Source organism: Kitasatospora sp. NPDC033851, assembly GCF_055576085.1.
On record NZ_JBVIRL010000003.1, the window covers coordinates 1 to 22,821 of the forward strand.

Sequence of the window (22,821 nt, forward strand, 5' to 3'; positions counted from 1 at the left end):
ACCTCAGAGCTCGAACGGCTCCGGCGGCGAGAGTGCTCACCTGCTGGCGGCTACGGCACCGAGTCTTCTACAACCCGGTAGCTCCCATTAGGCGGCGATCGAGTCGGGGGCGGCGCAGGTCAGGCAGGTGCCGAGGTGCGCGGGCAGGACGTAGCCGGCGTCCGTGTGGCAGAGCGGGCAGGTGCGGCGCGCGGCGTTGGCCTTGGCGAGGGCGGCGGCCTTCGCGGGGGTCATCGGCCGCACCGGCTTGGCCCGGTCGAGGCGGTAGAGGTAGGCGGGGCGGGTGCCGCCGTAGCGGGAGCGCCACATGATCTGTGCGGCGACGTCCTGCCCCCCGGGGCGCAGGCCCTTGGCGCGCAGTTGGCGGCGGGTGAAGTAGCCCGCCGGGGCCATGCGCCACGGGTAGGTGGGGGTGCCGCCGTGGCGGGTGCCGTCGGGGTCCCAGTAGCGGGGTCGGCTCACTGCTCGTCGTCCGCGGTGTGCTGGTAGAAGCCGGTCACCTCGACGGGGACGCCGTGGCTGATGCCGTAGGCGGTCAGCCATCGGCTGGTGCCGTACTCGCCGTTGTCGGTGGTGGCGGGGTCCAGGCCCAGGGCCTCGCGCCACTGCTCGAACGTGTCGAGGCCACGGTGCAGCGACAGCCTCACGCCCCACGCACCCCACGGGATGTCGGTGCCGGGCTCAAGAAACCGGTGCAGCGCCGGCGTGGGGGTGGGCAGGTCGGAGTGGGCGGCGAGGATGGCGAGCAGGGCGGCGGCGGCGTTGATCTGGTCGCCGTCGATGGCGGTGGTCTCGGTGGTGGTCACGATGCCTGCTCCTCGATGGGTCGGTTGGTGGGGGCCTCGCTGCCGGCGGGGACGGCGTGCAGAGCGGGGCGCTCGGTGGTGCGCAGTTCCTGGTAGCGGGCGGCGATCCAGCCGGCCGACCAGCCGGTCAGCTCGACCGTTCGGCGCTGCGGGACGCCGAGCCTCGCGGCGGTCGCGGCGATCATCCGGGCCTGCTCCTCGGGCAGGCGCTCGGTCACCGCGGGCGCGGACAGGAGTTCCTGCCGCAGCCGCTCGGCGCCGCTCTGCGCGTGCTGCTCACGCTCGCGCTCACGGCGCTCACGATCGCTCGCCTCACGCTCACGGCGCTCACGCTCACGCCGATCGGCGTCCTCCCGGAGCCGCTGTTCCTCACGGCGGGCGTCCTCGCGGCGGGCCCGCTCATCGCGTTCGTCCTGGGCCATGCGCTGCTCGTGCTCACGCTGCTCGCGGGTCATCCGCTCGTCGTGCTCACGGCGCTCACGCTCGGCCTTGTCGGCCCGGTCGTACTCGGCCATCCGGTCCTCGCGTTCCTGCCGGCGGCGTTCCTCGGCGCGGCGCTCGCGCTCGGCCCGCTCGTCGCGCTCACGCATCTCACGGGCGGCCAGCGCGGCGGCGATCGCCCGCCGGTAGGCGAGCGAGGTCTCCGCCGTGACGATCAGCAGCAGGGGTGCCACCGCGTGGACCGACACCCCGACCGCGTCGCGGTTCAGCGCGCTCAAACCGACGTTGAGCAGCACCGTCATCAGGCCGGTCATCCAGCGCAGCACGACCGGCCACCGGCCGCCGTCGCCACCGAGGCGGGCGAGTGTGCTGTCCATGCGGATCACGATCACGACCGCCGCGTCCACGACCAGCGGCAGGATCGGGGCCGTCCACTCCCAGCCCTTGGGGGTGTGTCCGGACATCAGCGGGGTCACCGTGAGCACGCTGTAGAGGACCGCGCCGAGCGTGATCGTCCACGTCCCCACGGTTAGGGCTCGCTCTGCCGAGCGGATCTGTTCCTGGCTCATCGGCGCATTCACCGCGACCACCTGCCGGTGCGCGGTGAGCGCGTCGTGAGCGCGGTGAGCGTCGGGGTGGTCATCAGTGAGCACCCCCGGCCGCGCGGCGCTCACGGGCGGCGGCCCGCTGTCGGCGCTGGCGGAGGTTGGCGCGCTCGTTGGCGGTCAGCCCGCCGAAGATCCCGTGGTTCTCGTGCCGCTCCATGGCCAGTTCCAGGCACATCGTGCGGACCGGGCATCCGGCGCAGACCATCTTGGCGCGGCGCTCGGCCCACTCGGCGGCCGCGGCCCCGATCTCCTCGGGGTCCGGGTAGAACAGCTCGGTGTCGACCCCGGCGCAGGCCGCGCCGCGCAGGTCGCTGTCGGGGTTCGGGCGGTACTCGGCGAGCACGGTGGCCGCCGGGCGGGCGGCCAGGTGCGGGGTGCGGGTCGCGCCGCTGATGAGCGAGTGCAGCTGTGCCATCACGCGGCCGCCTTCCAGGTCAGCACCCGGCGGCGCTCGGCCGTGTGCATCAGGGCGGACGCGAACCGGGCGGCCGGCGTGGGCAGGTCCCGCAGGACCGCGCGGGCGACGTCGAGCCGGATCAGCCGGTCCTCGTCGGAGCTGTCCGCGGTGCCGTCGAACAGCTCGGTGTCGACGCCGAAGCCGAAGTCGGCGCCGGTCCCGAAGGCCAGTTCCGCGAACTCCTCGGGGGTCGCGGCCTCCTGGCCTGCAACAATCAGTTTCATGGGTCGTGTTCCTTCACTCGGGCGGCCCTGAGCGGTCCCGGTGTGCCAGCACCGGGACCGCAGCCGTGTTGGGGGCCGGACGATCGACGAGCGTCCGCGCGGACCCGACGTACCTCCGCCAAGGCGGCGGGACGCCGGGAACCGTGATCGCTGGTCGACGCCTCACCGGCAGATGGCCCGGCGAGGCGACCTATGTCTCTTGCGGTCGATCGGGTTCATCGGGCACCTCCTTCGGTCGAGCGGGCAGGGAAACTCACTGCAAGGGGGCCACTTATGCCCCACTCTCCGGCCGTTGCTCGCGGTCGCCGGGCCACCTCGCCAGTCAGGGCCGGACCTTGCCGAACCCCTATCCCCTGGCCTTTGCGGAGATTGCAGCGTCCTCCGCCTCAGCTCACGAACGCCCCTTCGGAGAGGCAGCTACACCGCTCCGACAGGCGCGTTCGCGCAGCTCAGGGCAGCCCAAAGAAGGGCCCCGAGAGCTGATAGTGATTGCAGCGGGTCCCGCCTGATGCGGCCCCGTTCTGCTGCGACAAGCCTGCTCCGGCGCAGAGCACCAGACCAATGACGGCCTGTCATATGAGGTTCTCCGCCGAGGCGTTGCCCTCACGTTCAACATGGTGCACCTAGTGCGCCAAGTTGGCAAGCTCTTCGCTCCGGCAAGGCTGCGGCACACTGGTGCACTAAGTGCGATACGTCGAGTGGAGGATCACTGGTGACCGAGTTCCAAGGCGCGCCGGCCTATCTCCAGCTAGCCGATGACCTGCGGGAACAGATCCGCAGCGGCAAGCTGGCCGCAGGCACCGCACTGTCGTCAACGCAGAAGCTCATGGACAGCCACGGCGTATCGAGCACCGTGGTGAAGAATGCCGTATCCCTGCTTCGCACCGAGGGCTACGTGATCGGACATCAAGGCAAGGGCGTGTTCGTCCAGTTCCCGCCGCGGTTGGCCGGAGATTCCCGGGGGGCTGCTGACTGGGCCGTGCCGGTGCTCCGAGCAAGTCAGGCGATCGAACAGGCCCTCCGCGACATGACTCGCGGCGAAGGAGAGGGTGTGAATGCCGAAGCGGCTCTCCAGCGCTGGCGGGACGCGTTCGACGCGCTTCCCGACAGCGTGAAGAGCCGCCTGGCGGAGTAGGTCAGAGGTCGTCGCGGCTGGTTGCCGCCCACCCGTCTCGGATCAGGTCATGAAGGCCGGACCGCTCGGGCTTCCATCCGAGCTCGGCCGTGATCCGGGAGAGGTCGGCGACCAGCCGGGGCGGCTCCGGCTGCGGAGGGCGGTGAACCACCGGCACAGGCCGTCCAGTGACCTGCTCCACGGCATCGACAATCTCGCGCATACTCGCCGGAGTCGCGCCCACGTTGTAGGCCCGGTGCGCGAACTTCCCAGCATGCAGCGCCAAGACGTACGCACGGGCCAGATCGTCCACGTGGACGAAGTCCCGGACGGCGCTCCCGTCTCCGTTCATCTCCAAATGCGGGTAACGGCCGGCCGCAACGGCGAGCGCCTTGGGGATGATCCGGGACTCGTCAGCGTCCGCCACCCCGCCCACTGAGCCCGCGATGTTGAAGCACCGCAGGCTCACCGCCCGAACGGTGCCGCGCTCACCTTCGAGCTTCAACAACTCGTCCGCGGCGAGCTTCGAAACGCCGTACGGGTTGCTCGGAGCGGGCAGGACGTCCTCGCCGATGGGCTGCTGTTCAGGGGCCCCGTAGATTGCGGCCGTCGAACCGAGCACGACCACTGGACGATCCGTGGCAGCTCGACCGGGCAGCGCTGCCAGCAGGGCTGCGGTGCCGTTGACGTTTACGTCGTGGTACTCGTCGGGCTTCTCGAAGGACTCGCGCACCCGCGTGAGCGCGGCCAGGTGGCAGACCGCGTGCACGCCGCGCACGGCCGAAGCCACGGCCTGCTCGTCGCGGATGTCACCGTGGACCACATCGGCCACCGGCAGCTCGGGGAATGGGGTGCCCGGGGGCCGATGGGTCAGGGCAACCACCTCGTGGCCTGCCTCGGCAAGTCGCCGGACAACCGCGTTGCCGACGAAGCCGAAGGCACCCGTCACGAGTACGCGCACGGATTTCCTCCTCAGTTCAGGATCAGTCCGCGATGCTGCCACGCCAGGTCGAGGCACGCGGCGGCGGCAGACGCGAGCGGTTCATTCTCCAGCAGGTGGCGAATGTTGGCCTCGGTGAAGTCGATCCCCCCGGCGCTGCCCGTGCCGGCAATGACGCTGCCCTCGGTGTTGCGGGAGACCATGCCGGAGAACACCGAGTCGTACACGTCAGCATCGATGACCACGACGCTAAGGATCTCACCTGCCAGCGTGAGCGGGTCCAAGCCGATCCCGAAGCAGTACGGCCGGACCTTGCCCGCGCGCCGGGCCTCGTTGAGCGTGCGGAACGGCTCGACCCCGTCGTAGTCGATGGGCTCGCCGCTGCTGCCGTCGGCTTCCGGGTCTCCCAGGAACTCCTCCGCGTACTCGCGGAGGACGTTGCGCCAGAGATCGAAGTCGTTCGACTGGTCCCACGGCATCACCGAGGACGGCTGGAACACCCCGGCGGGCATGATGTGGTACGTCCCGCCGGCCAACGCCACGTTGCTCGCTGCTCGGTGGTGCAGCGGGAACGATGCCGTGCCGTCCGCGGCAAGCCGGATGGTCAGGGTATCGATGGACGGAAGCAGCGGACGACGACCAAGGTCGAACGGGTCACCAACCAGCGCGCGGAACGGGAGCGCGTCCCAGTTCGGCTCCCCGATCCATGCGGGGTCACTGCCGGTCGCCAGCCACGCGCCCGCCAATTCGTGAGCCACGCCCTCGCAGACGTCCGCCATGTCGAAGTACGTCGTGTAGCCGAACGACAGCTTGGGCTGGCCGTCGACCTGGGCGACGTCGAGCAGCCGGAAGCTCGGCCGGTTCACGAACAGCGACGGCCGGTCGACCATGCGGATGGCCTGCGAGTACCGCGCGAACCGCCCGCCGGTAGCGGCCAAGGGCCGGACACCCTCAGACTCGGGCTCGGCGCCCACGACCTCCGGCGGAGCCGTCTGCGGCAGCCACGTAAGGCTGATGTCGCCGAAGTCCAAGGGCTCCGGCCACATCCAACCGGCCGTCGTGAGCACCGGACTGTTCCCCGCACGGGCGGCGTCCGGGTACAGCCGGGACGCGGCGCCGGTGAGTTCGCTCCGGTGCCGGTTCAGGTCCCGGCGGATCATCCGCCAACGGCGCTGTTCCTCGGCGGCGTCCTGCGGACCGGTCTCACCGCTGGAGGCCGAGACGACGGTCGGCTCGACGGCCGGCAACAGGCCCAACTCGTCCTCAGGCAGCCCCAGCACCTCAGCCAGGCGCCGAAGCTCGTCCATGTCCTTGATCACCCGTTTCCCGCGCTCCAACAGCGAGACGTACGACTGGTCGTAGCCCAGCAGGTCGGCGAGGTCCTGTTGCTTCAGCTTGTGGAGCGCTCGGTAGGCCTTGAGGACGTCTCCGAGGTTGGACCCGTCCGGCGGCGCGGTGCGCTCGGCAGGGGCGGGGAGCCAGCTGACCGGCTTGGCCGCCGAGGCGGCTTGCGCGACTGCGGCGGTCGGCCCGATCGCACGGCGGCACGGGCTGCACACGGTGTCGGTGTTGGTGCGGCTCAGGCGGGCGCCGCACCGGCCGCAGGCGGCGGGGACTTTTGAGGTGATGGTCACGAGGCATCCGTCCTTCGAGGGATCAACTGATCATCTGGGAGGAACTGTCTGCTCAGCAGGCAAACGGAGTCCACGCCAGAAGCATTCAACTGCAGAAGTCACGCGCCGATGCGCGGTTTGCCGAGATGAGGACATGAGGTCTTGCCCTCCTGCCCGTGTGCCCCTTCCATGAGTAATCGGGTCAACCGGCCTAGTGCCGCAAGAACTTGGAGAGCAACATGCCGCTTCGCTACGAGGTCGTAGCCAGGGACCTGCGAGCAAAGATTCACGCGGGTCAGCTCGCCCGTGGGGTGCGACTGCCAGCGGAGACCGCCCTCGCCGCTGAGTACGCCGTCAGCGTCCCCACGATCCGCCAAGCAATGGGACTACTGGTCGACGAAGGCCTTGTGGAGAAGCAGCACGGTCGTGGGACGTTCGTCCAGAGCACGGTGCAGCTCTCGCCGACAACAATCCGCGCTGCCTTGGCCGTCGAGCAGCGGGAGCAATTCGACGCCGAATACACGGCATTCCTGCACGGGTGGTGGAGTCGTGCCCAGAGCGGCTCGGGGCAGCTGGACAGTGCCTAGCCAGGCTCCCCACGACACGATCCTCCCGCCGCACCAGCCCACCGCGAGATGCCGGGAAGCCATCGCGGACGCCGCGATCTGGCGTGGTCCCGCTCTGGAGAAATCCTGGAGAAGATCTTGAAACCCTGGCATCCGAGCACCGATGCAAACCAACGCAGACCAACGCTCTGACCTGCACCTTTGACTGTTCGCGCAGGTCGGCAATCTTCCAGGGCCTAATTCGGGACGAAGAGGCCGTGGGTTCAAATCCCGCCACCCCGACCCAGTGCAGAGGGCCCATCGGAGAAATCCGATGGGCCCTCTGACGTTGTGTACGCCGCCTTCCCGACGGGCGAGCCGTCAGGCCTCCAGGCCGGCGCCCGATGCCGCCTCCCGGATTCCGCGCCTGCTCCACCGCGCGGCGAGCGGCCACCCCGCATCACCCCGCCTTCCGTCCGGCGGTGCGCGCACCAGCCGGCACTGCAGGTCCCACCTCGTGACGGCCGTGAGACCGGGCCCACCATGCACGCCGAGCCCTCGGCCACGGCCGAGGCCGGCCTCAGAGGGCTGTGGGGAGTTCGGTGCGGGAGGTGATGTTGAGCTTCGGGTAGGCCTTGTAGAGGTGGTGGGCGACGGTGCGGGGGCTGAGGAAGAGCTGGGCGGCGATGTCGCGGTTGGTGAGGCCTTGGGCGGCGAGGCGGGCGATCTGGAGTTCCTGGGGGGTGAGGGGGGACTGCGGGGTGCCTGAGGGGGTGGGGGCGGGGGTGCCGGTGGCGGAGAGTTCGGTGCGGGCTCGGGCGGCCCAGGGGTGGGCGGCGAGGCGGTCGAAGGTTTCCAGGGCGGTGCGCAGGTGGGGGCGGGCGTCGGTGCGGCGGCGGGTGCGGCGCAGCCACTCGCCGTAGAGGAGGGCGGTGCGGGCCTGTTCGAACGGGCGGTGGCCGGGTTCGTGGAGGTCGAGGGCGGCGCGGTAGGCGGATTCGGCGAGTTCGTCGGGGCCGAGGAGGGCTTGGCAGCGTAGCCGCAGGGCGTGGGCCCACGGGCGGTCGGCGGTGGTGGCCCAGCGGGCGAAGCGCTCGTACGGTGCGGCGGCGCGTTCGGGGGTGCCGAGGCGGACGGCGGCTTCGACCAGGTCGGGGACGGCCCGGGTGGCGCTGACGTGGTGCCGGTGGGGGCCGGTGGTGAGGGTGTGCAGGCGGTCGGCGGCGTCGCCGGCGCGGCCTTGGCCGAGGTCGAGGAGGGCGAGCGCCCACTGGGCCCAGGGGAGGCCGGCCGCGGGGGCGGCGGTCTGCGGGCCGGTGGTGGCGAGGGCGGTGGCGGCGAGTTCGGTGCAGTGGTCGGTGCGGCCGTCGAGTGCGGCCAGGTAGGCGAGCAGCGCGGTGAGTTGGCTGACCCACTGGTGTTGGCCGGTGTCGCGGGCGAGGCCGAGGGCCTCGGTGGCGGTGAGTTCGGCGTCGCGGTGGCGGCCGTGGAAGAGTTCGGCTTCGGCGAGGAAGAACTGCAGGGTGGGCATCACGCCGATGGTGCCCTTGGCGCGGGCTTCGGCGATGAGTTCGCCGCCGAGTTCGGCGGTCTCCTCGTCGCGGCCGAGGATCAGGGTGGCGCCGCACAGCTGGACGAGGTCGACGGGGCTTTCGGCGCCGGCCCGGCGGGCGGCTTCGGCGGCTTCCCGGACGGGCGGCGGCGGTGTGGCGGGCCGGCCGAGGGCGGGGAGGACGGCGGCGGGCAGGTGGCGGGCGAGCGGGGCGAGGGGGTCGCCGTCGGCCAGGGGGAGGGCGGCGAGCCGGTCGAGGACGGCGATCACCGGTTCCTCGCCCGCGTACCAGGCGGTGTGGAAGGCCTGGAAGAGCATCCGGGCGGCGTACGACGGGTCGATGCGGGTGCCGGCGGCGTCGAGGAGCAGCCGGTAGGCGGTCGGGTACGAGCCGCGCCAGAAGTGCGCGGTGGCCCGGACCTGGTCGAGCAGGGCGTGCGCCAGGACGCTGTCGGTCCGGGCGGCGGCCTCGTCGGCGAGCGCCTCGGCCCGGACCAACTCGCCTTCTTCGGTGGCTGCTTCGGCGGCCAGGACGAGTCGGCGGGTGGCGGCGTCGCGGTCCGGGGTGAGCCGGGCGGCGCGCTCGTACGCGGCGGCTCCGCCGTGGGCGCCGCGGCGTTCGGCGCGGACGGCGGCGCGTTCCAGGGCGTCGGCGAGGTCGGCGTCGGGGGCGGTGGCGGCCAGGGCGAGGTGCCAGGTGCGGCGGTCGCCGTCCGGCAACACGTCAGCAATGGCCCGGTGGATCGTCAACTTCTGGTGGTGTGGCGCACGTTGGAGGATGGCTGAGCGCAGCAGCGGGTGCCGGAAGGCGATCCGGCGGTCGGCGGTGACCGTCACCAGGCCGGATTCCTCGGCGGGGGTGAGGTGTTCGGCGGTGACGCCGAGCGCGGCTGCGGCGGCCAGGACGACGTCGAGTTCGCCGCGTTCCTCGGTGGCGGCGGCCAGGAGCAGCGTCTGGGTGGCCGCGGGCAGGCCGGTGGCCTGGCCGTGGAAGGCGATCAGGAGCCTGCTGGTGAGCGGCAGACCACCCGGCGCGTGCGCCTGCGGCCCGGCGGCGACGGGGAGTTCGGTGAGGGCGAGCGGGTTGCCGGCGGCTTCGGCGAGCAGCCGGTCGCGGACGCCGGCGGGCAGGTCGGGGCCGGCCCGTCGGGTCAGTAGCCGGGTGGCGTCGGCCTCGGCCAGGGCGGTCACTTCCAGCTCGGGGAGGCCGAGTCGGTGTTCCGTTGAAACACCGCTGCCGGTGAGGCTGCCGGCGCCGGTGAGGCTGCCGGCGCCGGCGCCGGTTCCGGTGCCGCCGGCGGTGCGGGAGGCGAGCAGCAGGGCCACTCCCTCGGCCTGGAACCGCCGGGCGGCCAGCAGCAGCGCGTCCAGCGAGGCCCGGTCCAGCCACTGCGCGTCGTCCAGGACGCACAACAGCGGCTGTTCGGCGGCGAGTTCGGCGAGCAGAGCGAGCGTGGCGAGCCCGACCAGCAGCCGGTCGGTCGGCCTGTCAGACGACCGACCGGGGGAATCCCCGTCGTCGGCGAGCCCGAACGCCGCCTCCAGGGCCCGCCGCTGCGGCCCGGGCAGGGCGTCCAGCCGGTCGAGGCCGGGTGCGAGCAGCAGGCTCAGCCCGGCGTACGGCAGCTCGGCCTCGTACTCGACGCCCGCCGCCCGGATCACCCGGAACGACGCCCCCGCCCGCGCGACGGCGTCGTCCAGCAGTGCGGTCTTGCCGATGCCGGCCTCGCCGCGGAGCAGCAGGACGCCGCTGCGGCCGGCCCGTGCCGCGTCCAACAGTCCGTCCACGGCGGCCTGTTCGCTTTCCCTCCCGTACAACATGCCCCCGACCCTACCCATCCGGCCTGCGCCGCCCCAGCGCAGAAGCCCGACGGGCGGGGCCATCGGTACCCCCCGCACGAACCTACGTACCCCCCTACCTATACGTGACGGATTCGCCGTCGCCCGCCCGTCCCTACCTTTGTGAGCACCGGGAACGACCCGGCCAACCGCCCACCGGAACACGGGAGATGACGATGACCGAGATCACCACCGCCGCCCTCCAGCAGCTCGCCGAGCGCTACCTCGCGGTGTGGAACGAGACCGACCCGGCGGCCCGCCGCAAGCTGGTCGACGAGGTGTGGGCCGAGGACGGCCGCTACACCGACCCGCTGGCCGCGGTCGCCGGCCGGGACGCGATCGACGCGCTGATCGGCGCGGCCCAGGCCCAGTTCCCGGGGCTGGAGTTCACCCTCGGCCCGGTGGACGCGCACCACGACATCGCCCGCTTCATCTGGAACCTCGGCCCGGCCGGCGCGGAGCCGGTGGTGATCGGCTTCGACGTGCTGGCGGCCACCCCGGACGGCCGGATCGGCGCGGTGTACGGATTCCTCGACCGCGTGCCGGGCGCCTGAGGCCACCGGGCCGCAGCCGTCACCTTCCCGCAGGAGGGGCGGGCCGCTTCCCCTGGCCCGCCCCTTCCTTCGCCGCGCCGAACCGCCGAACCGCCGGATCCCTGGACCGCCGAACCGTCGGACCCCCGTACGGCCGACCCACCGAACCGCCAACCCCCCGTGAGGAGACCCCGAGATGAGCACCGCCCTGCACACCCGGCGGCCCGCCCCGGCGCCGCCTGCCACAACGATGGCGGCACCGGCCCCCAAGGGCCTGCTGCCGGTCGTCCTGACGGCCACCTTCATGACCGCCCTCGACATCTTCGTCGTCAACGTCGCCCTCCCCTCCCTCCAGGCCGACCTCGGCGCCGGCCCGGCCGCCGTCCAGTGGGTGATGGCGGGCTTCAGCCTGGCCCTCGCGGCCGGCCTGGTCACCGCCGGCCGTCTCGGCGACCGCTTCGGCCGCCGCCGGGTGTTCGGCCTCGGTCTGGCCCTGTTCGTCCTCGCCTCGGCAGGCTGCGGCCTCGCCCCCACGGCCGCCACACTGGTCGGCGCCCGGGTGGTGCAGGGCCTGGCGGCGGCACTGATGGGCCCGCAGGTGCTGGCGATCCTGCGGACCGCGTTCAGCGGCGCGGCGCAGGCTCGGGCCTTCGCCCGGTACGGGCTGACCATGGGTGTCGGCGCGGTGTTCGGCCAGCTGATCGGCGGATTGCTGATCCGGGCGGACCTCTTCGGTCTCGGCTGGCGCAGCTGCTTCCTGATCAACCTGCCGATCGGCCTGGTCGCCCTGGTGATGGTCCGGCGCTGCCTGCCGGAGTCCCGCGCCCCGCAGCGGCCCGGCCTGGACCCGGTCGGTGTGCTGCTGGTCACCACGGCGCTGACCGCCCTGGTGCTGCCGCTGATCCAGGGCCCCCAGCTGGGCTGGCCGCTGTGGACGGTGCTCTGCCTGGTCGCCTCGCTCGCCCTGCTCGCCGCCTTCGCCGTGCACCAGCACCGCACCACCCCGAGCGACACGACCTCGCGCGACACCGCCGCGACCGCCACTGCCACCGCCACCGCCACGGCGAGTGACACCACTGCCACCGCCACCCCGCTGGTCGACACCCGTCTCTTCCGCAGCCGCACCTTCAGCGCCGGTGTGCTCGCCCAACTCGCCTTCTGGCTCGGCCAGGGCTCCTTCTTCCTGGTGCTCGCCCTGCACCTGCAGTTCGGCCGCGGCCTGGACGCGCTCGGTGCCGGGCTGGTCTTCACCGCGATCGGCCTCGGCTACCTGATCACCTCCACGACCACCCACCGGTTCACCGCCCGTCTCGGCGGCCCCCGCACGATCTCCGTCGGCGGGCTGCTGATGGCCGCCGGGCTGGGCCTGCTCGCCCTCGCCGTGTACGACTCCGCGGACGGCAGCGTCTGGTGGCTGGCACCCGGCCTGTTCGTGGACGGGCTCGGCATGGGCCTGGTGATCGCCCCGGTCACCGCCGTCGTCCTGGAGGGCGTCGAGCCGCGGCTGGCCGGCTCCGCCGCCGGGGTGGTGGCCACCGTGCAGCAGGTCGGCGGGGCGGTCGGGATCGCGCTGATCGGCCTCGTCTACTACGGCGCCGGGGACGCGACCGCCGCCTTCGGCCACAGCGTCCTGGCGCTGGCGGTGCTGGAGCTGGTGCTCGTGGGCCTGGTCCGCCTGCTGCCGCGCGAGAGCTGACCGGCCCGCGCAAGGCCCGGCCCGCCGACGCAAAGGCCGCCCCGCCGCACCAGCGCCGAGCGGGCACCGCGGCCGGGCCGAGCGGGCGCCGCACCAGCGCCGAGCGGGCACGAACCGGCGCGACCCCCCTTCGTGAACACCCCCGAACCACCGGGCGGGTGGCCTCAGGCCCACCCGCCCGTTCCATTCCCTCCCCCCGATCGGGTTGGATGGTCGGATGAGCGAGGAGAAGAGCGCCGTACCGGCGTGGGAGCAGCGGTTCAGGGCGGCCCGGGTGTCGCTGCCCGACTGGGCCGAGGACGCCCCGGACCGGGCGCTGTACGTGTCCAATGCGACCGGCACCTACGAGGTCTACGCCTGGGACCGCGCCACCGGTGCCCACCGCCAGGTCACCGACCGCCCGAACGGCACCACCGACGCCGAGCTGTCCCCGGACGGCGCCTGGGTCTGGTGGTTCGACGACCAGGACGGCGACGAGTTCGGCGTCTGGCGCCGCCAGCCGTTCGCGGGCGGCCCGGACGAGGAGGCCGTACCCGGCCTCGCCCCCTCCTACTCGGCCGGCCTGGCCCTCGGCCGCGACGGCACCGTGGTCGTCGGCCGCTCCACCGACGAGGACGGCACCACCCTGCACCTGCGCCGCCCCGGCGACGCCGAGCCGGTCGAGATCTACCGGCACGCGGAGTACGGCGGCGTCGGCGACCTCAGCCACGACGGCACCCTGCTCGCCATCGACCACACCGAGCACGGCGACGCGATGCACTCCGCGATCCGGGTCGTCCGCCTCACCGGCACCGGCACCCCCGCCGTCGAGACCGCCATCGAGACCGTCGCCGAACTGGACGAGGTCACCGGCCGGGACGAGCCGCGCGGCGTCGCCTGCCTCGGCTTCGCCCCGGTCGGGGGCGACACCCGCCTGCTGGTCGCCCACCAGCGCACCGGCCGCTGGGAGCCGATGATCTGGGACGTCGCCACCGGCGCCGAGACCGCGCTGCCGCTGCGCGACGAGCAGGGCCGCGAACTGCCCGGCGACGTCTCCGCGCAGTGGCGCCCCGGCGCCGAGGAGCTGCTGGTGGAGCACGAGTACGAGGCGCGCAGCGAGCTGTTCTCGTACGCGCTCGCCGACGGCCGGCTCACCCGTCTCGACACCCCGCGCGGCACCGTCGGCGGTGCCACGGCCCGTCCGGACGGCACCGTCGAGTACCTGTGGTCCTCCGCCGCCGAGCCCTCCGCCGTCCGTTCCACCGCCGGGACGGTCGTGCTGCGGGCGCCCGGTACGGTGCCGCCTGGCTCGGTCCCGGTCGAGGACGTCTGGGTGGACGGGCCCGGCGGGCGGGTGCACGCCCTCGTGCAGCGGCCGGCCGGGACGACCCCCGAGGACGGCCCCCTGCCGACCGTGTTCGAGATCCACGGCGGCCCGACCCACCACGACAGCGACTCCTTCGCCGCCGGCCCGGCCGCCTGGCTGGACCACGGTTTCGCGGTGGTCCGGGTCAACTACCGCGGCTCGACCGGCTACGGCCAGGCCTGGACCGACGCCCTGCACGAGCGGGTCGGCCTGATCGAGCTGGAGGACATCGCGGCGGTCCGGGAGTGGGCGGTCGACAGCGGCCTCGCCGACCCGCGCAGGCTGGTGCTCACCGGCGGCAGCTGGGGCGGCTACCTGACCCTGCTCGGCCTCGGTGTCCAGCCCGACGCCTGGGCCCTCGGCGTCGCCGCCGTGCCGGTCGCGGACTACCACGCCGCGTACGCCGACGAGATGGAGGCGCTCAAGTCGCTGGACCGCACGCTCTTCGGCGGCACCCCGGAGGAGGTGCCGGACCGCTTCACCGCCTCCTCACCGCTGACCTACGTCGAACAGGTGCGGGTCCCGGTGTACATCAGCGCCGGGGTCAACGACCCGCGCTGCCCGATCCGGCAGATCGAGAACTACGTCGAGCGGCTGGAGCAGCTCGGCAGGACGCACGAGGTGTACCGGTACGACGCCGGGCACGGGTCGCTGGTCGTGGAGGAGCGGATCAAGCAGCTGCGGCTGGAGATCGACTTCGTCCGGCGGCACCTGGGCGCGGCCGAGCGCGACGGCGACGGGGAGTCGGTGTGAGACGGGCGCTGATACTCGCGGGGGCGGTGGCGGCCGGGGCCCTGGTGCTCACCGGCTGCTCCGGATCGCACAGCGACAACGCCTCCTGCCCGCCCCCGGCCGTGCCGGCCGTGCCCACCACCGCACCCGCCGCACCCGCTGTCCCGGCCGTCCCCGTCACGCCGCTCGCCACGGCGACCCGGGCGAGCGCGGTCGGGGCGGGGGCCCCGGTCGTGCCGGCGGCCTACGCCGCGTACGAGCCGGCCGACGGGGACGGCACGGTCCAGCTCGCCAAGGGCTCGAAGGGGTCGAGCGGCTCCAAGGGCTCGTCGGGCTCGTCGGGCTCGTCGGGCTCGTCGGGCTCGTCGGGCTCGTCGGGCTCGAAGGGGTCGAGCGGCTCCAAGGGCTCGAAGACCGGGCGCACCGTGCACCACCACATCGACCACTACGACTCGAACGACACCACCGGCAGCGTCCACAACCACTGCTTCGGCAACCCGACGCCGGTGCCCGTCGGCTCGACCACACCGGCCCAGCCGCTGATCCCGGCACCGACCCCGACGCTGGCCCCGACGCTGCCGCCGGTCAAGCCGCCGGCGGTACCGCCGGCACCGACCAAGCGCTGAGGCCGACCAAGCGCTGAGGCCAGCCAAGCGCCGACCAAGCGCTGAGGCCGAGGGCCGGCCAGGCGGTCGGTCCCTCGGTCAGTCCAGGACCGGGTCCAGTCCCAGGGCCCGGTCCTGCTCCGCCTCTGCCTCGCGGCGCACCAGGCGGAACCACATGAAGACGACGAAGCCCGCGAAGACGAACCACTCCAGCGTGTAGCCCAGGTTCTGGAACGCGCGCAGGGTGAGCCCGTCCCCGCCCTCCGGCTGCACGGTCGGCACGGAGGTCAGGCCGGTGGGCGCCTCGTCGGCGGCCACCCAGCCGTCGTACCAGCCGTCGTACTCGAGCACGTTCAGCAGCGCGGCCCGGTTGATCATGCCGAGCTGCCCGGCCGGCAGACCGCCGGCCACCGCACCGTTGCTGCCGACGGCCTCGTTGGCCTGCAGCCGCCCGGTCACCGTCACCGACCCGCCCGGCGGCAGCGCGGCGGCCGATCCCGCGGTCCCCGCGGCCGGCGCCCCGGGCGCCCACCCGCGCACCACGGCCACGGCGTGCCCGTCGGCGGTGCGCAGCGGGGTGAGTACGTAGTAGCCCTGTTTGCCGTCCACCACCCGGTTGGGGACGAGGAGCTGGTGCTCGGTGTCGTAGCTGCCGGTCACCGTGACGGGCTTGCCGACGGTCTCCGTGGTCACCTGCGGGGTCGCCTGGTTGAGCAGCGCGTCGATCGGCCTGGCGTCACTCGAAGCGGTGATCGCCTGCTTGGTCTCGTTGTGCGTGGACACCCGGTCCTCGAACCGGCCGAGCTGCCAGGAGCCCAGCCACACGCACACCGCCACGGCCGCCACGGCCAAAGCGGTGCCGCCCAGCCATCGCGGAGTCAGGAGGAACCGGTACACACCCCCCACGGTAACCACTCCTCACACCCACCCCGCCCCCAGGGCCCGGTCCTGGCCCTCCTCACCCCGCCGGTCTCATCACCCCGCCGACGGCCTCACCCTCATCGACGTCCTCACCCGACCGAGGGCGAACCCGTCGGCTGCGGCGCCGAACCGCCCACCGACTGCACTCCGCCCCGGTACAGCGTCCCGCTGCAGGCCAGGGGCAGGGTCGCGGTGGCGGCGGTGGGGCTGCCCGGGGCCGGGGTGTGGGCGATGGTGGCGGTGGGGGCCCGGGTGGTGGGGTCGGTGGTCGGGGTGGCGGTGGGGCTGGGGGCCGTGGTGGGGCCCGCCGAGGGGGAGGTGGTGGCCCGGGGGTTGGCGCTGGGGGCGCTGGTGGCGCCGACGGCCGGGACGCCCGAGGCTGCCGCAGGGGCCTGGGAGGTCAGGGATGCCTGGTTGGCGCCGGTCGGGGCGCTGGTGGCGACGCCGGGGCCGGTGGTGCAGGTCTGGTCGGGGATCCAGGCGAACGGCACCCGGTATCCGGTCTGCGGGGCGAGTACCGGCGGTTCCGTGTCCATGGCGGTCAGGCCGCCGGCCGGGTCGCCCGGGGAGTGGTCGGCGGTGCGGATGCGGTTGCGGTCGCCGCCGCTGACGCCGGTGACGGCGACCGCGCCGGGCCCGCCGAGGCGGCAGCTGTGCCCGGAGACGTTGTAGACGGTGAACGAGCCGTAGATCCGTCCCGTCGCGTCGGCCGAGCCGACCTGTGCGGCGCCGTCGCCGAGGTCGGTGCGGGTGCAGAGCGGGATGATGTCGCTGTCGCCGGTCCCGGCGGTTCCGGTGGGTGAGACGGTGCCGTCGATGTGCGTGGCCCCGGTGCCGGGGGTGTGGGAGGTGGCGGGCGTGCCGGCGGCCGGCGGGGTGGCTCCGGTGCCGCTCGGGCCTGGGGGCGGGGCGCCGCCGGTGCCGCTGGTGCCGATGGCGGTGCCGCTGGGGGCGGTGGCGGCGGGGCTGTTGGCGTCGGCATTGCCGGGGCCGCCGGAGAGCCCGAGGTGTTCTCCTTCGTGCAGGACCGGGAGGGCGATCGCGACGGCGAAGGCGAGGGCGGCGGCTCCGGTCCAGGCTCCGCGCCGGGCGGCTCGCCGGCGGGGTACGGCTCGCCGGATCCGGGGTAGTCCGCCGGCGGAGGGCTGGATCCCGGCGACGGCGTGGTGCAGGAGTTCCCGTACGGCTCGTTCGTCGGACGACAGCCCGGACACCCCGGAGAGCTCCGAAACACCCGCAACACCCGCAACACCCGAGACACCCGAGGACCCCGGGGGCACCGGCGACCCCGAGGGTTCGGCGGCCACCCCGTCCACCCCGTCGACGCCGTCCACCGCCCGCCGCCCGGTGCCGTCCGCCCCAGCCCCAGCCGCAGCCCCCGCCTCAGCCATGACCGGCCTCCATCTGCGTGCGCAGGGCGGCGATTCCGCGCGATCCGTAGGCCTTCACCGAGCCGAGCGAGATGCCCAGGGTGTCGGCGACCTGCGCCTCCGTCATGTCCACGAAGTAACGCAGCACCAGAACCTCCCGCTGACGGCGTTGCAGACCACGCAGCGCGGCCTTCAACTGGTCGCGCTCCAGGGCATCGTAGGCACCTTCTTCTGCACTGGCCATGTCAGGCATGGGCTTCTGCAGCAGTCTCAGGCCGAGGATCCGGCGCCGCAGCGTGGAGCGGGACAGGTTGACGACCGTCTGTCGCAGGTAGGCCAGGGTCTTCTCGGGCTCGCGGACCCGGCGCCGGGCGGCGTGCACCCGGATGAACGCCTCCTGGACGACGTCCTCGCAGGTCGAGAGGTCGTCGAGGAGCAGCGCGGCGAGCCGCAGCAGCGAGCGGTAGTGCGCCTGGTAGGTCTCGGTGAGCAGGTCCTCGCTGGTACCCGCGTCGGTACCGGCGCCGGAGTCCGCCGCACCCCGTGCGGCCGCCGTCATCAGGTCGTCTTCCGGCCTACTCGCAGGCCACGGGGCGCGCGAGGGGAACGACACCGCGGCTCTCGCCGGAATGCCCGCCCTTGCCCCCACCATCACGTTCGCCACGCCCGTTGGACACTCGATCCCCTGTCATGGTTGCCCAGCCGGGGGCCCATTCTTCCGCATGGGCGGAAGCGGCCTCCAGGGGATTCCCTCGGGATTCCGGACAGATTGTGTCGAGGAGCGGACACAGGTATGGACACAGGTGTGGACACAATCGGGCACATCGGAACGAATGTCAGGCCTCACGGACCCGGTCCACCGCGGACTCAGCCTTGGTCCACCGTCAGCTCGCCGGCCACCAGTTCGGCGATCTGGAGCAGGTTGAGCGCCGCCCCCTTGCGCAGGTTGTCCCCGCACAGGAACAGGTCCAGTGCCTCCGGCTCGTCCAGGGCCCGGCGTACTCGCCCGACCCAGACCGGGTCGGTTCCGACCACGTCGTTCGGCGTCGGGAACTCGCCGGCCGCCGGGTCGTCGTAGAGGACCACGCCGGGTGCGTCGCGCAGGATGTCCTGCGCGTGTTCCTGGGTGACTTCCCGTTCGAACCGGGCGTGTACGGCCAGCGCGTGGGTGCGGACGACCGGGATGTGGACGCAGGTCGCGGAGACCTTCAGGGCGGGCAGGCCGAGGATCTTGCGGGACTCGTCCCGGATGCCCAGCTCCTCGGCGGCCCAGCCGCCCTCGCGCAGTCCGCCCGTCCAGGGCACGGCGTTGTACGCGAGGGGGGCGGCGAACGGCCCGTGGTCGGCGATGACCGCGCGCAGGTCGCCGGTCTGCCGGCCGACCTCGGTGCCCGCCACGAGCGCGGTCTGCTCGCGCAGGGCCGCCTCGCCGTCGCGGCCCTCGCCGCCGGCGGCCTGGTAGGAGGCGACGACGAGTTGGGTCAGCCCGTATTCGGCGTGCAGCGCACCGACCGCCGCGATCATCGCGAGGGTGGTGCTGGCCGGGCTGGCGACGATGCCGCGCGGGCGGATCCGCAGCGCGGCCGCGTTGATCTCGGGGACGACCAGCGGCACGTCCCCGGTGGTGCGGAAGGCGGCGGAGTCGTCGACCACCACGACGCCCTTGGCGGCCGCGATCGGCGCCCACTGGGCGGAGACCTCGTCGGGGACGGCGAACACGGCGATGTCGATCCCGGCGAAGGCCTCCTCGGTCAGCGGGACGACTTCGACGGCCTCGCCGCGCACGACCGGCTTGCGGCCGGCCGAGCGCGGGGAGGCGACGAGTCGGACCTCGCCCCACACGTCCTGACGGAGTGAGAGCAGGCCGAGCAGCACCTCGCCGACCGCGCCGGTGGCGCCGACGACGGCGAGGTTCGGCCGCCGGGTCATCGCCCGGTGCCTCCGCTGCGCTCCCGGGTCATCGCCCGGTGCCTCCGTAGACGACGGCCTCGTCCGTCTCGCTGTCCAGGCCGAAGGCGCTGTGCACGGCGCGGACGGCCTCCGGCACGTCCTCGGCACGGGTGACGACCGAGATGCGGATCTCCGAGGTGGAGATCAGCTCGATGTTGACGCCCGCGGCGGACAGCGCCTCGAAGAAGGTCGCGGTGACGCCCGGGTTGGAGCGCATTCCTGCGCCGACGAGCGAGATCTTGCCGATCGCGTCGTCGTAGCGCAGCGACTCGTAGCCGATGCCTTCCTTGACCCGGCCGAGCGCGTCGATGGCCTTCTGGCCCTCGGTCTTGGGCAGGGTGAAGGAGATGTCGGTCAGGCCGGTCGACGCGGCGGAGACGTTCTGCACCACCATGTCGATGTTGACCTCGGCGTCGGCGATGGCACGGAAGATACGGGCCGCCTCGCCCGGCTTGTCGGGCACGCCGACGACCGTGACCTTGGCCTCGGAGGTGTCGTGGGCGACTCCGGAGATGATGGCCTGCTCCATCTCGCCCCCTTCGGGCTTGTTCGGGTTGTCGTTGCTGACGATCGTCCCGGGGAGACCCGAGAAGGACGAGCGTACGTGAATCGGGATGTTGTAGCGCCGGGCGTACTCCACACAGCGGTCGAGCAGCACCTTGGAGCCGGAGGACGCCAGCTCGAGCATGTCCTCGTAGGCGATCCAGTCGATCTTGCGGGCCTTCTTCACCACGCGCGGGTCCGCGGTGAACACGCCGTCCACGTCGGTGTAGATCTCGCAGACCTCGGCCTTGAGGGCGGCGGCGAGGGCGACGGCGGTGGTGTCCGAGCCGCCCCGGCCCAGCGTGGTGATGTCCTTGCCGGTCTGGGACACACCCTGGAAGCCGGCCACGATCGCGATGTTGCCCTCGTCCAGGGCGGTGCGGATGCGACCCGGCGTCACGTCGATGATGCGCGCCCGGTTGTGGACGGAGTCGGTGATGACACCGGCCTGGCTGCCCGTGAAGGACTGGGCCTCGTGACCCAGGGATTTGATCGCCATGGCCAGCAGCGCCATGGAGATGCGCTCTCCAGCGGTCAGCAGCATGTCGAACTCACGGCCGGCAGGCAGCGGTGACACCTGCTCGGCGAGTTCGATGAGCTCGTCCGTCGTGTCGCCCATCGCGGACACCACGACGACGACCTCATGGCCGGCCTTCTTGGCGTCAACGATTCGGCGGGCTACGCGCTTGATGCCCTCGGCATCCGCAACGGATGAGCCGCCGTACTTCTGCACGACAAGGCCCACGTGCGCTCCTCGACTTGTGTCGTTTTCCGGGGGCACCAGGCCCCCGTACCCCCCGGGGGGAGGGGGGTGTGCGGTCCGCGCCAGTCTACCGAGCAGGGGTGCCCCGACCGGCGCTTTCCATATGATGAGACGCCTGTTTCAGCAGGTGATCGGCGAAACGGGTGGCTCCACCGGCAGGTCTGCGGGCGATTCGGTACGACCCCGAAGAATCGGCGGGTCCACGGACGGCGACCCGGCCGGATTTCCTCTCCGGGCGGATCGCTGAGGCATCCGTCACAGTCGACATCCGTCACCCTCGGCGCCGCGACCGCGATCACCGCTTCACCGGTTACCGCTTCACCGGTTGCCGGTTGCCGGTTGCCGGTTGCCGGTTGCCGGTTGCCGGTTGCCGGTTGCCGGTTGCCGGTTGCCGTTGATGCTTGCCGCTCACCGCTCACCCCTGCGGCCCTGGCCCTACCGCTACATCCCCAGCTCGGCTGCCATCAGGTCGCCCGCCTGCTGCTCCAGCTGCTCGTCGGTGAGCCCGTCGTCGTCGGTGTCCGCCCCGTCCGGCGCCGCGCCGATCGGGCTGTCCAGCCGGACGTGCGCGATCAGCGACTGCAGGGCCCGCAGCACCGCGGTGCAGGTCGTACCCCAGTTGGAGAGGTAGGAGAACTGCCACCACCACAGCGCCTCGCTGACCCGGCCCTCGCGGTAGTGCGTCAGGCCGTGCTGGAGCTCGCTGACCACGCCGGCCAGGTCGTCCGAGATCCGGAAGGCGTTGGGCTTCTCCGCCGGGCCGTACGGGTCGAAGACCTCGTGGTAGACGTCGATCGGCGCGAGCAGCTCGGCCAGCCGCTCGCGCAGCTGCTCGCCGTCCGGCTCCGGACCGGTGTCGGGCTCGAAGCGGTCCTCCGGGACGACGTCCTCGATGGCACCCAGCCGGCCACCGGCCAGCAGCAGCTGCGAGACCTCCAGGAGCAGCAGGGACACCGCGCTGCCCGGCTCGTCGCCCTTGGCGACCTCGGTGACGGCGAGCACGAAGCTCTCCACCGAGTCGGCGATCTGCACGGCGAAGTCGTCCGGCTCCGAGCCGTGCGCGTGGGTGTGCTGCTGGTTGATCGTCCGGTCAGACATCGAGCAGTCGTCTCCCTTCGAAGGCGCGGCCGAGGGTGACCTCGTCCGCGTACTCCAGATCCCCGCCGACGGGCAGGCCGCTCGCCAGACGGGTCACCTTCAGGCCCATCGGCTTGCAGAGCCGGGCCAGGTAGGTGGCGGTCGCCTCCCCCTCCAGGTTGGGGTCGGTGGCCAGGATCAGCTCGGTGACCGTGCCGTCCGCGAGGCGCGACAGCAGCTCGCGGATGCGCAGGTCGTCCGGGCCGACGCCCTCGATGGGGCTGATCGCGCCGCCCAGCACGTGGTAGCGGCCGCGGAACTCACGGGTGCGCTCGATGGCGACGACGTCCTTGGACTCCTCGACCACGCAGATGACGGCGAGGTCGCGGCGGGGGTCCAGACAGACCCGGCACTGCTCGGCCTCCGCGACGTTGCCGCAGACCACGCAGAAGCGGACCTTGTCCTTGACCTCCAGCAGTGTGTGCGCGAGCCGACGCACGTCGATCGGGTCGGCTTGCAGCACGTGGAAGGCGATCCGCTGGGCGCTCTTGGGCCCGACGCCGGGCAGCCTGCCCAGTTCGTCGATCAGGTCCTGAACCACGCCCTCGTACAACGTCGCGCCTTCCTTCGGATGGTCGGTGGTGCTCCGGTGCCATCATCCAACGAATCGGGCGTCGGACACAGCGCCCGACGCCCGACTCCCACATAAATCACATAGGTCTGTCGTCTGAACTTCAGACCCGTTCGGCCTACTCGGCTCGGAACGGCGGGCTCAGGACGGCAGGCTCAGATCAGCCGGGTCAGAACGGCAGGCCGGGGATGCCGCCGCCCAGGCCCTGGGTCAGCGGGCCCATCCGCTCGGCCTGCATCTTCTGCGCGGTCTGGTTCGCGTCGCGGACCGCCGCCAGGATCAGGTCGCCCAGGGTCTCGGTGTCCTCCGGGTCGACCGCGGCCGGAGCGATGGTCAGCGCCACCAGCTCACCGGCGCCGGTCACCGTCGCCTCGACCAGGCCGCCGCCCGCCGTACCGGTCACCTTCGCCTCGGCCAGCTCCTGCTGGGCCTTCGCGAGATCCTGCTGCATCTTCTGCGCCTGCTTCATCAGCTGCTGCATGTTGGGCTGGCCACCACCGGGGAACACGGCTCTCT

General features: G+C 72.6%; 22 protein-coding genes. 6 read left to right on the forward strand and 16 right to left on the reverse strand.

The window, feature by feature from the left end; translation table 11 throughout:
• Positions 1–87: 87 nt before the first annotated feature.
• The 5 genes from ACZ51D_RS06760 to ACZ51D_RS06780 form a co-directional block, all read right to left on the reverse strand.
• Positions 88–462 carry an RRQRL motif-containing zinc-binding protein gene (locus tag ACZ51D_RS06760; RefSeq protein WP_465661430.1) on the reverse strand — a complete coding sequence of 125 codons (375 nt, stop codon included), beginning with the start codon at positions 460–462 and terminating at the stop codon, positions 88–90.
• Positions 459–806, reverse strand: coding sequence for a hypothetical protein (locus tag ACZ51D_RS06765; protein WP_465661432.1), 348 nt, complete (start codon positions 804–806; stop codon positions 459–461). The genes ACZ51D_RS06760 and ACZ51D_RS06765 overlap by 4 nt, the downstream gene beginning before the upstream one ends.
• A complete protein-coding gene (locus ACZ51D_RS06770) occupies positions 803–1,816 on the reverse strand; it encodes a DUF2637 domain-containing protein (RefSeq protein ID WP_465661434.1) in 1,014 nt (337 codons plus the stop codon). The genes ACZ51D_RS06765 and ACZ51D_RS06770 overlap by 4 nt, the downstream gene beginning before the upstream one ends.
• Before the next feature lie 73 nt (positions 1,817–1,889).
• Positions 1,890–2,270: a WhiB family transcriptional regulator gene (locus ACZ51D_RS06775; protein ID WP_465661436.1), complete on the reverse strand. Its 381-nt coding sequence runs from the start codon at positions 2,268–2,270 to the stop codon at positions 1,890–1,892.
• Positions 2,270–2,536 carry a hypothetical protein gene (locus tag ACZ51D_RS06780; RefSeq protein WP_465661437.1) on the reverse strand — a complete coding sequence of 89 codons (267 nt, stop codon included), beginning with the start codon at positions 2,534–2,536 and terminating at the stop codon, positions 2,270–2,272. The genes ACZ51D_RS06775 and ACZ51D_RS06780 overlap by 1 nt, the downstream gene beginning before the upstream one ends.
• 712 nt (positions 2,537–3,248) lie before the next feature.
• Between ACZ51D_RS06780 and ACZ51D_RS06785 the strand changes: the two genes are divergently transcribed.
• Positions 3,249–3,671, forward strand: a complete 423-nt coding sequence (locus ACZ51D_RS06785; RefSeq protein ID WP_465661439.1) for a winged helix-turn-helix domain-containing protein — start codon at positions 3,249–3,251, stop codon at positions 3,669–3,671.
• A gap of 1 nt (position 3,672) precedes the next feature.
• Here the strand turns inward: ACZ51D_RS06785 and ACZ51D_RS06790 are convergent, their stop codons facing one another.
• Positions 3,673–4,611, reverse strand: a complete 939-nt coding sequence (locus ACZ51D_RS06790) for an NAD-dependent epimerase/dehydratase family protein (RefSeq protein WP_465661440.1) — start codon at positions 4,609–4,611, stop codon at positions 3,673–3,675.
• A gap of 11 nt (positions 4,612–4,622) precedes the next feature.
• The gene (locus ACZ51D_RS06795; RefSeq protein ID WP_465661442.1) at positions 4,623–6,224 is read right to left on the reverse strand and encodes a helix-turn-helix domain-containing protein; all 1,602 of its coding nucleotides are present in this window, start codon (positions 6,222–6,224) and stop codon (positions 4,623–4,625) included.
• Positions 6,225–6,442: 218 nt separating this feature from the next.
• Between ACZ51D_RS06795 and ACZ51D_RS06800 the strand changes: the two genes are divergently transcribed.
• Positions 6,443–6,790, forward strand: a complete 348-nt coding sequence (locus tag ACZ51D_RS06800) for a GntR family transcriptional regulator (RefSeq protein ID WP_465661444.1) — start codon at positions 6,443–6,445, stop codon at positions 6,788–6,790.
• Positions 6,791–7,328: 538 nt separating this feature from the next.
• Here ACZ51D_RS06800 and ACZ51D_RS06805 read toward each other — a convergent pair.
• Positions 7,329–10,121 carry an ATP-binding protein gene (locus ACZ51D_RS06805; RefSeq protein WP_465661446.1) on the reverse strand — a complete coding sequence of 931 codons (2,793 nt, stop codon included), beginning with the start codon at positions 10,119–10,121 and terminating at the stop codon, positions 7,329–7,331.
• A gap of 194 nt (positions 10,122–10,315) precedes the next feature.
• Between ACZ51D_RS06805 and ACZ51D_RS06810 the strand changes: the two genes are divergently transcribed.
• From ACZ51D_RS06810 to ACZ51D_RS06825, 4 genes are all read left to right on the forward strand, one after another.
• Positions 10,316–10,693 (forward strand): nuclear transport factor 2 family protein, encoded by a 378-nt coding sequence (locus tag ACZ51D_RS06810; RefSeq protein WP_465661448.1) that lies wholly within the window; start codon positions 10,316–10,318, stop codon positions 10,691–10,693.
• Between the two features lie 175 nt (positions 10,694–10,868).
• Positions 10,869–12,368, forward strand: coding sequence for an MFS transporter (locus ACZ51D_RS06815; protein ID WP_465661450.1), 1,500 nt, complete (start codon positions 10,869–10,871; stop codon positions 12,366–12,368).
• A gap of 217 nt (positions 12,369–12,585) precedes the next feature.
• On the forward strand, positions 12,586–14,466 hold the full coding sequence (locus ACZ51D_RS06820) for a S9 family peptidase (protein ID WP_465661452.1): 1,881 nt from the start codon (positions 12,586–12,588) through the stop codon (positions 14,464–14,466).
• A complete protein-coding gene (locus ACZ51D_RS06825) occupies positions 14,463–15,071 on the forward strand; it encodes a hypothetical protein (protein ID WP_465661454.1) in 609 nt (202 codons plus the stop codon). Before ACZ51D_RS06820 ends, ACZ51D_RS06825 begins: the two co-directional genes overlap by 4 nt.
• 78 nt (positions 15,072–15,149) lie before the next feature.
• Here ACZ51D_RS06825 and ACZ51D_RS06830 read toward each other — a convergent pair whose 3' ends face one another.
• The 8 genes from ACZ51D_RS06830 to ACZ51D_RS06865 form a co-directional block, all read right to left on the reverse strand.
• Entirely contained in the window at positions 15,150–15,947 is a 798-nt protein-coding gene (locus ACZ51D_RS06830) for an SURF1 family protein (RefSeq protein WP_465661456.1), read from the reverse strand.
• A gap of 113 nt (positions 15,948–16,060) precedes the next feature.
• Positions 16,061–17,362 (reverse strand): hypothetical protein, encoded by a 1,302-nt coding sequence (locus ACZ51D_RS06835; protein ID WP_465661457.1) that lies wholly within the window; start codon positions 17,360–17,362, stop codon positions 16,061–16,063.
• On the reverse strand, positions 17,355–17,900 hold the full coding sequence (locus tag ACZ51D_RS06840) for a SigE family RNA polymerase sigma factor (protein ID WP_360496325.1): 546 nt from the start codon (positions 17,898–17,900) through the stop codon (positions 17,355–17,357). Before ACZ51D_RS06840 ends, ACZ51D_RS06835 begins: the two co-directional genes overlap by 8 nt.
• 308 nt (positions 17,901–18,208) lie before the next feature.
• The gene (locus tag ACZ51D_RS06845; protein WP_465622759.1) at positions 18,209–19,270 is read right to left on the reverse strand and encodes an aspartate-semialdehyde dehydrogenase; all 1,062 of its coding nucleotides are present in this window, start codon (positions 19,268–19,270) and stop codon (positions 18,209–18,211) included.
• 28 nt (positions 19,271–19,298) lie between these two features.
• On the reverse strand, positions 19,299–20,579 hold the full coding sequence (locus tag ACZ51D_RS06850) for an aspartate kinase (RefSeq protein WP_360496331.1): 1,281 nt from the start codon (positions 20,577–20,579) through the stop codon (positions 19,299–19,301).
• A gap of 459 nt (positions 20,580–21,038) precedes the next feature.
• Positions 21,039–21,695, reverse strand: coding sequence for a DUF5063 domain-containing protein (locus ACZ51D_RS06855; protein WP_360496334.1), 657 nt, complete (start codon positions 21,693–21,695; stop codon positions 21,039–21,041).
• The gene (recR, locus tag ACZ51D_RS06860) at positions 21,688–22,287 is read right to left on the reverse strand and encodes a recombination mediator RecR (protein ID WP_360496337.1); all 600 of its coding nucleotides are present in this window, start codon (positions 22,285–22,287) and stop codon (positions 21,688–21,690) included. The genes ACZ51D_RS06855 and recR overlap by 8 nt, the downstream gene beginning before the upstream one ends.
• A 187-nt stretch (positions 22,288–22,474) precedes the next feature.
• Positions 22,475–22,813 (reverse strand): YbaB/EbfC family nucleoid-associated protein, encoded by a 339-nt coding sequence (locus tag ACZ51D_RS06865; RefSeq protein WP_465622762.1) that lies wholly within the window; start codon positions 22,811–22,813, stop codon positions 22,475–22,477.
• Positions 22,814–22,821: the final 8 nt, after the last annotated feature.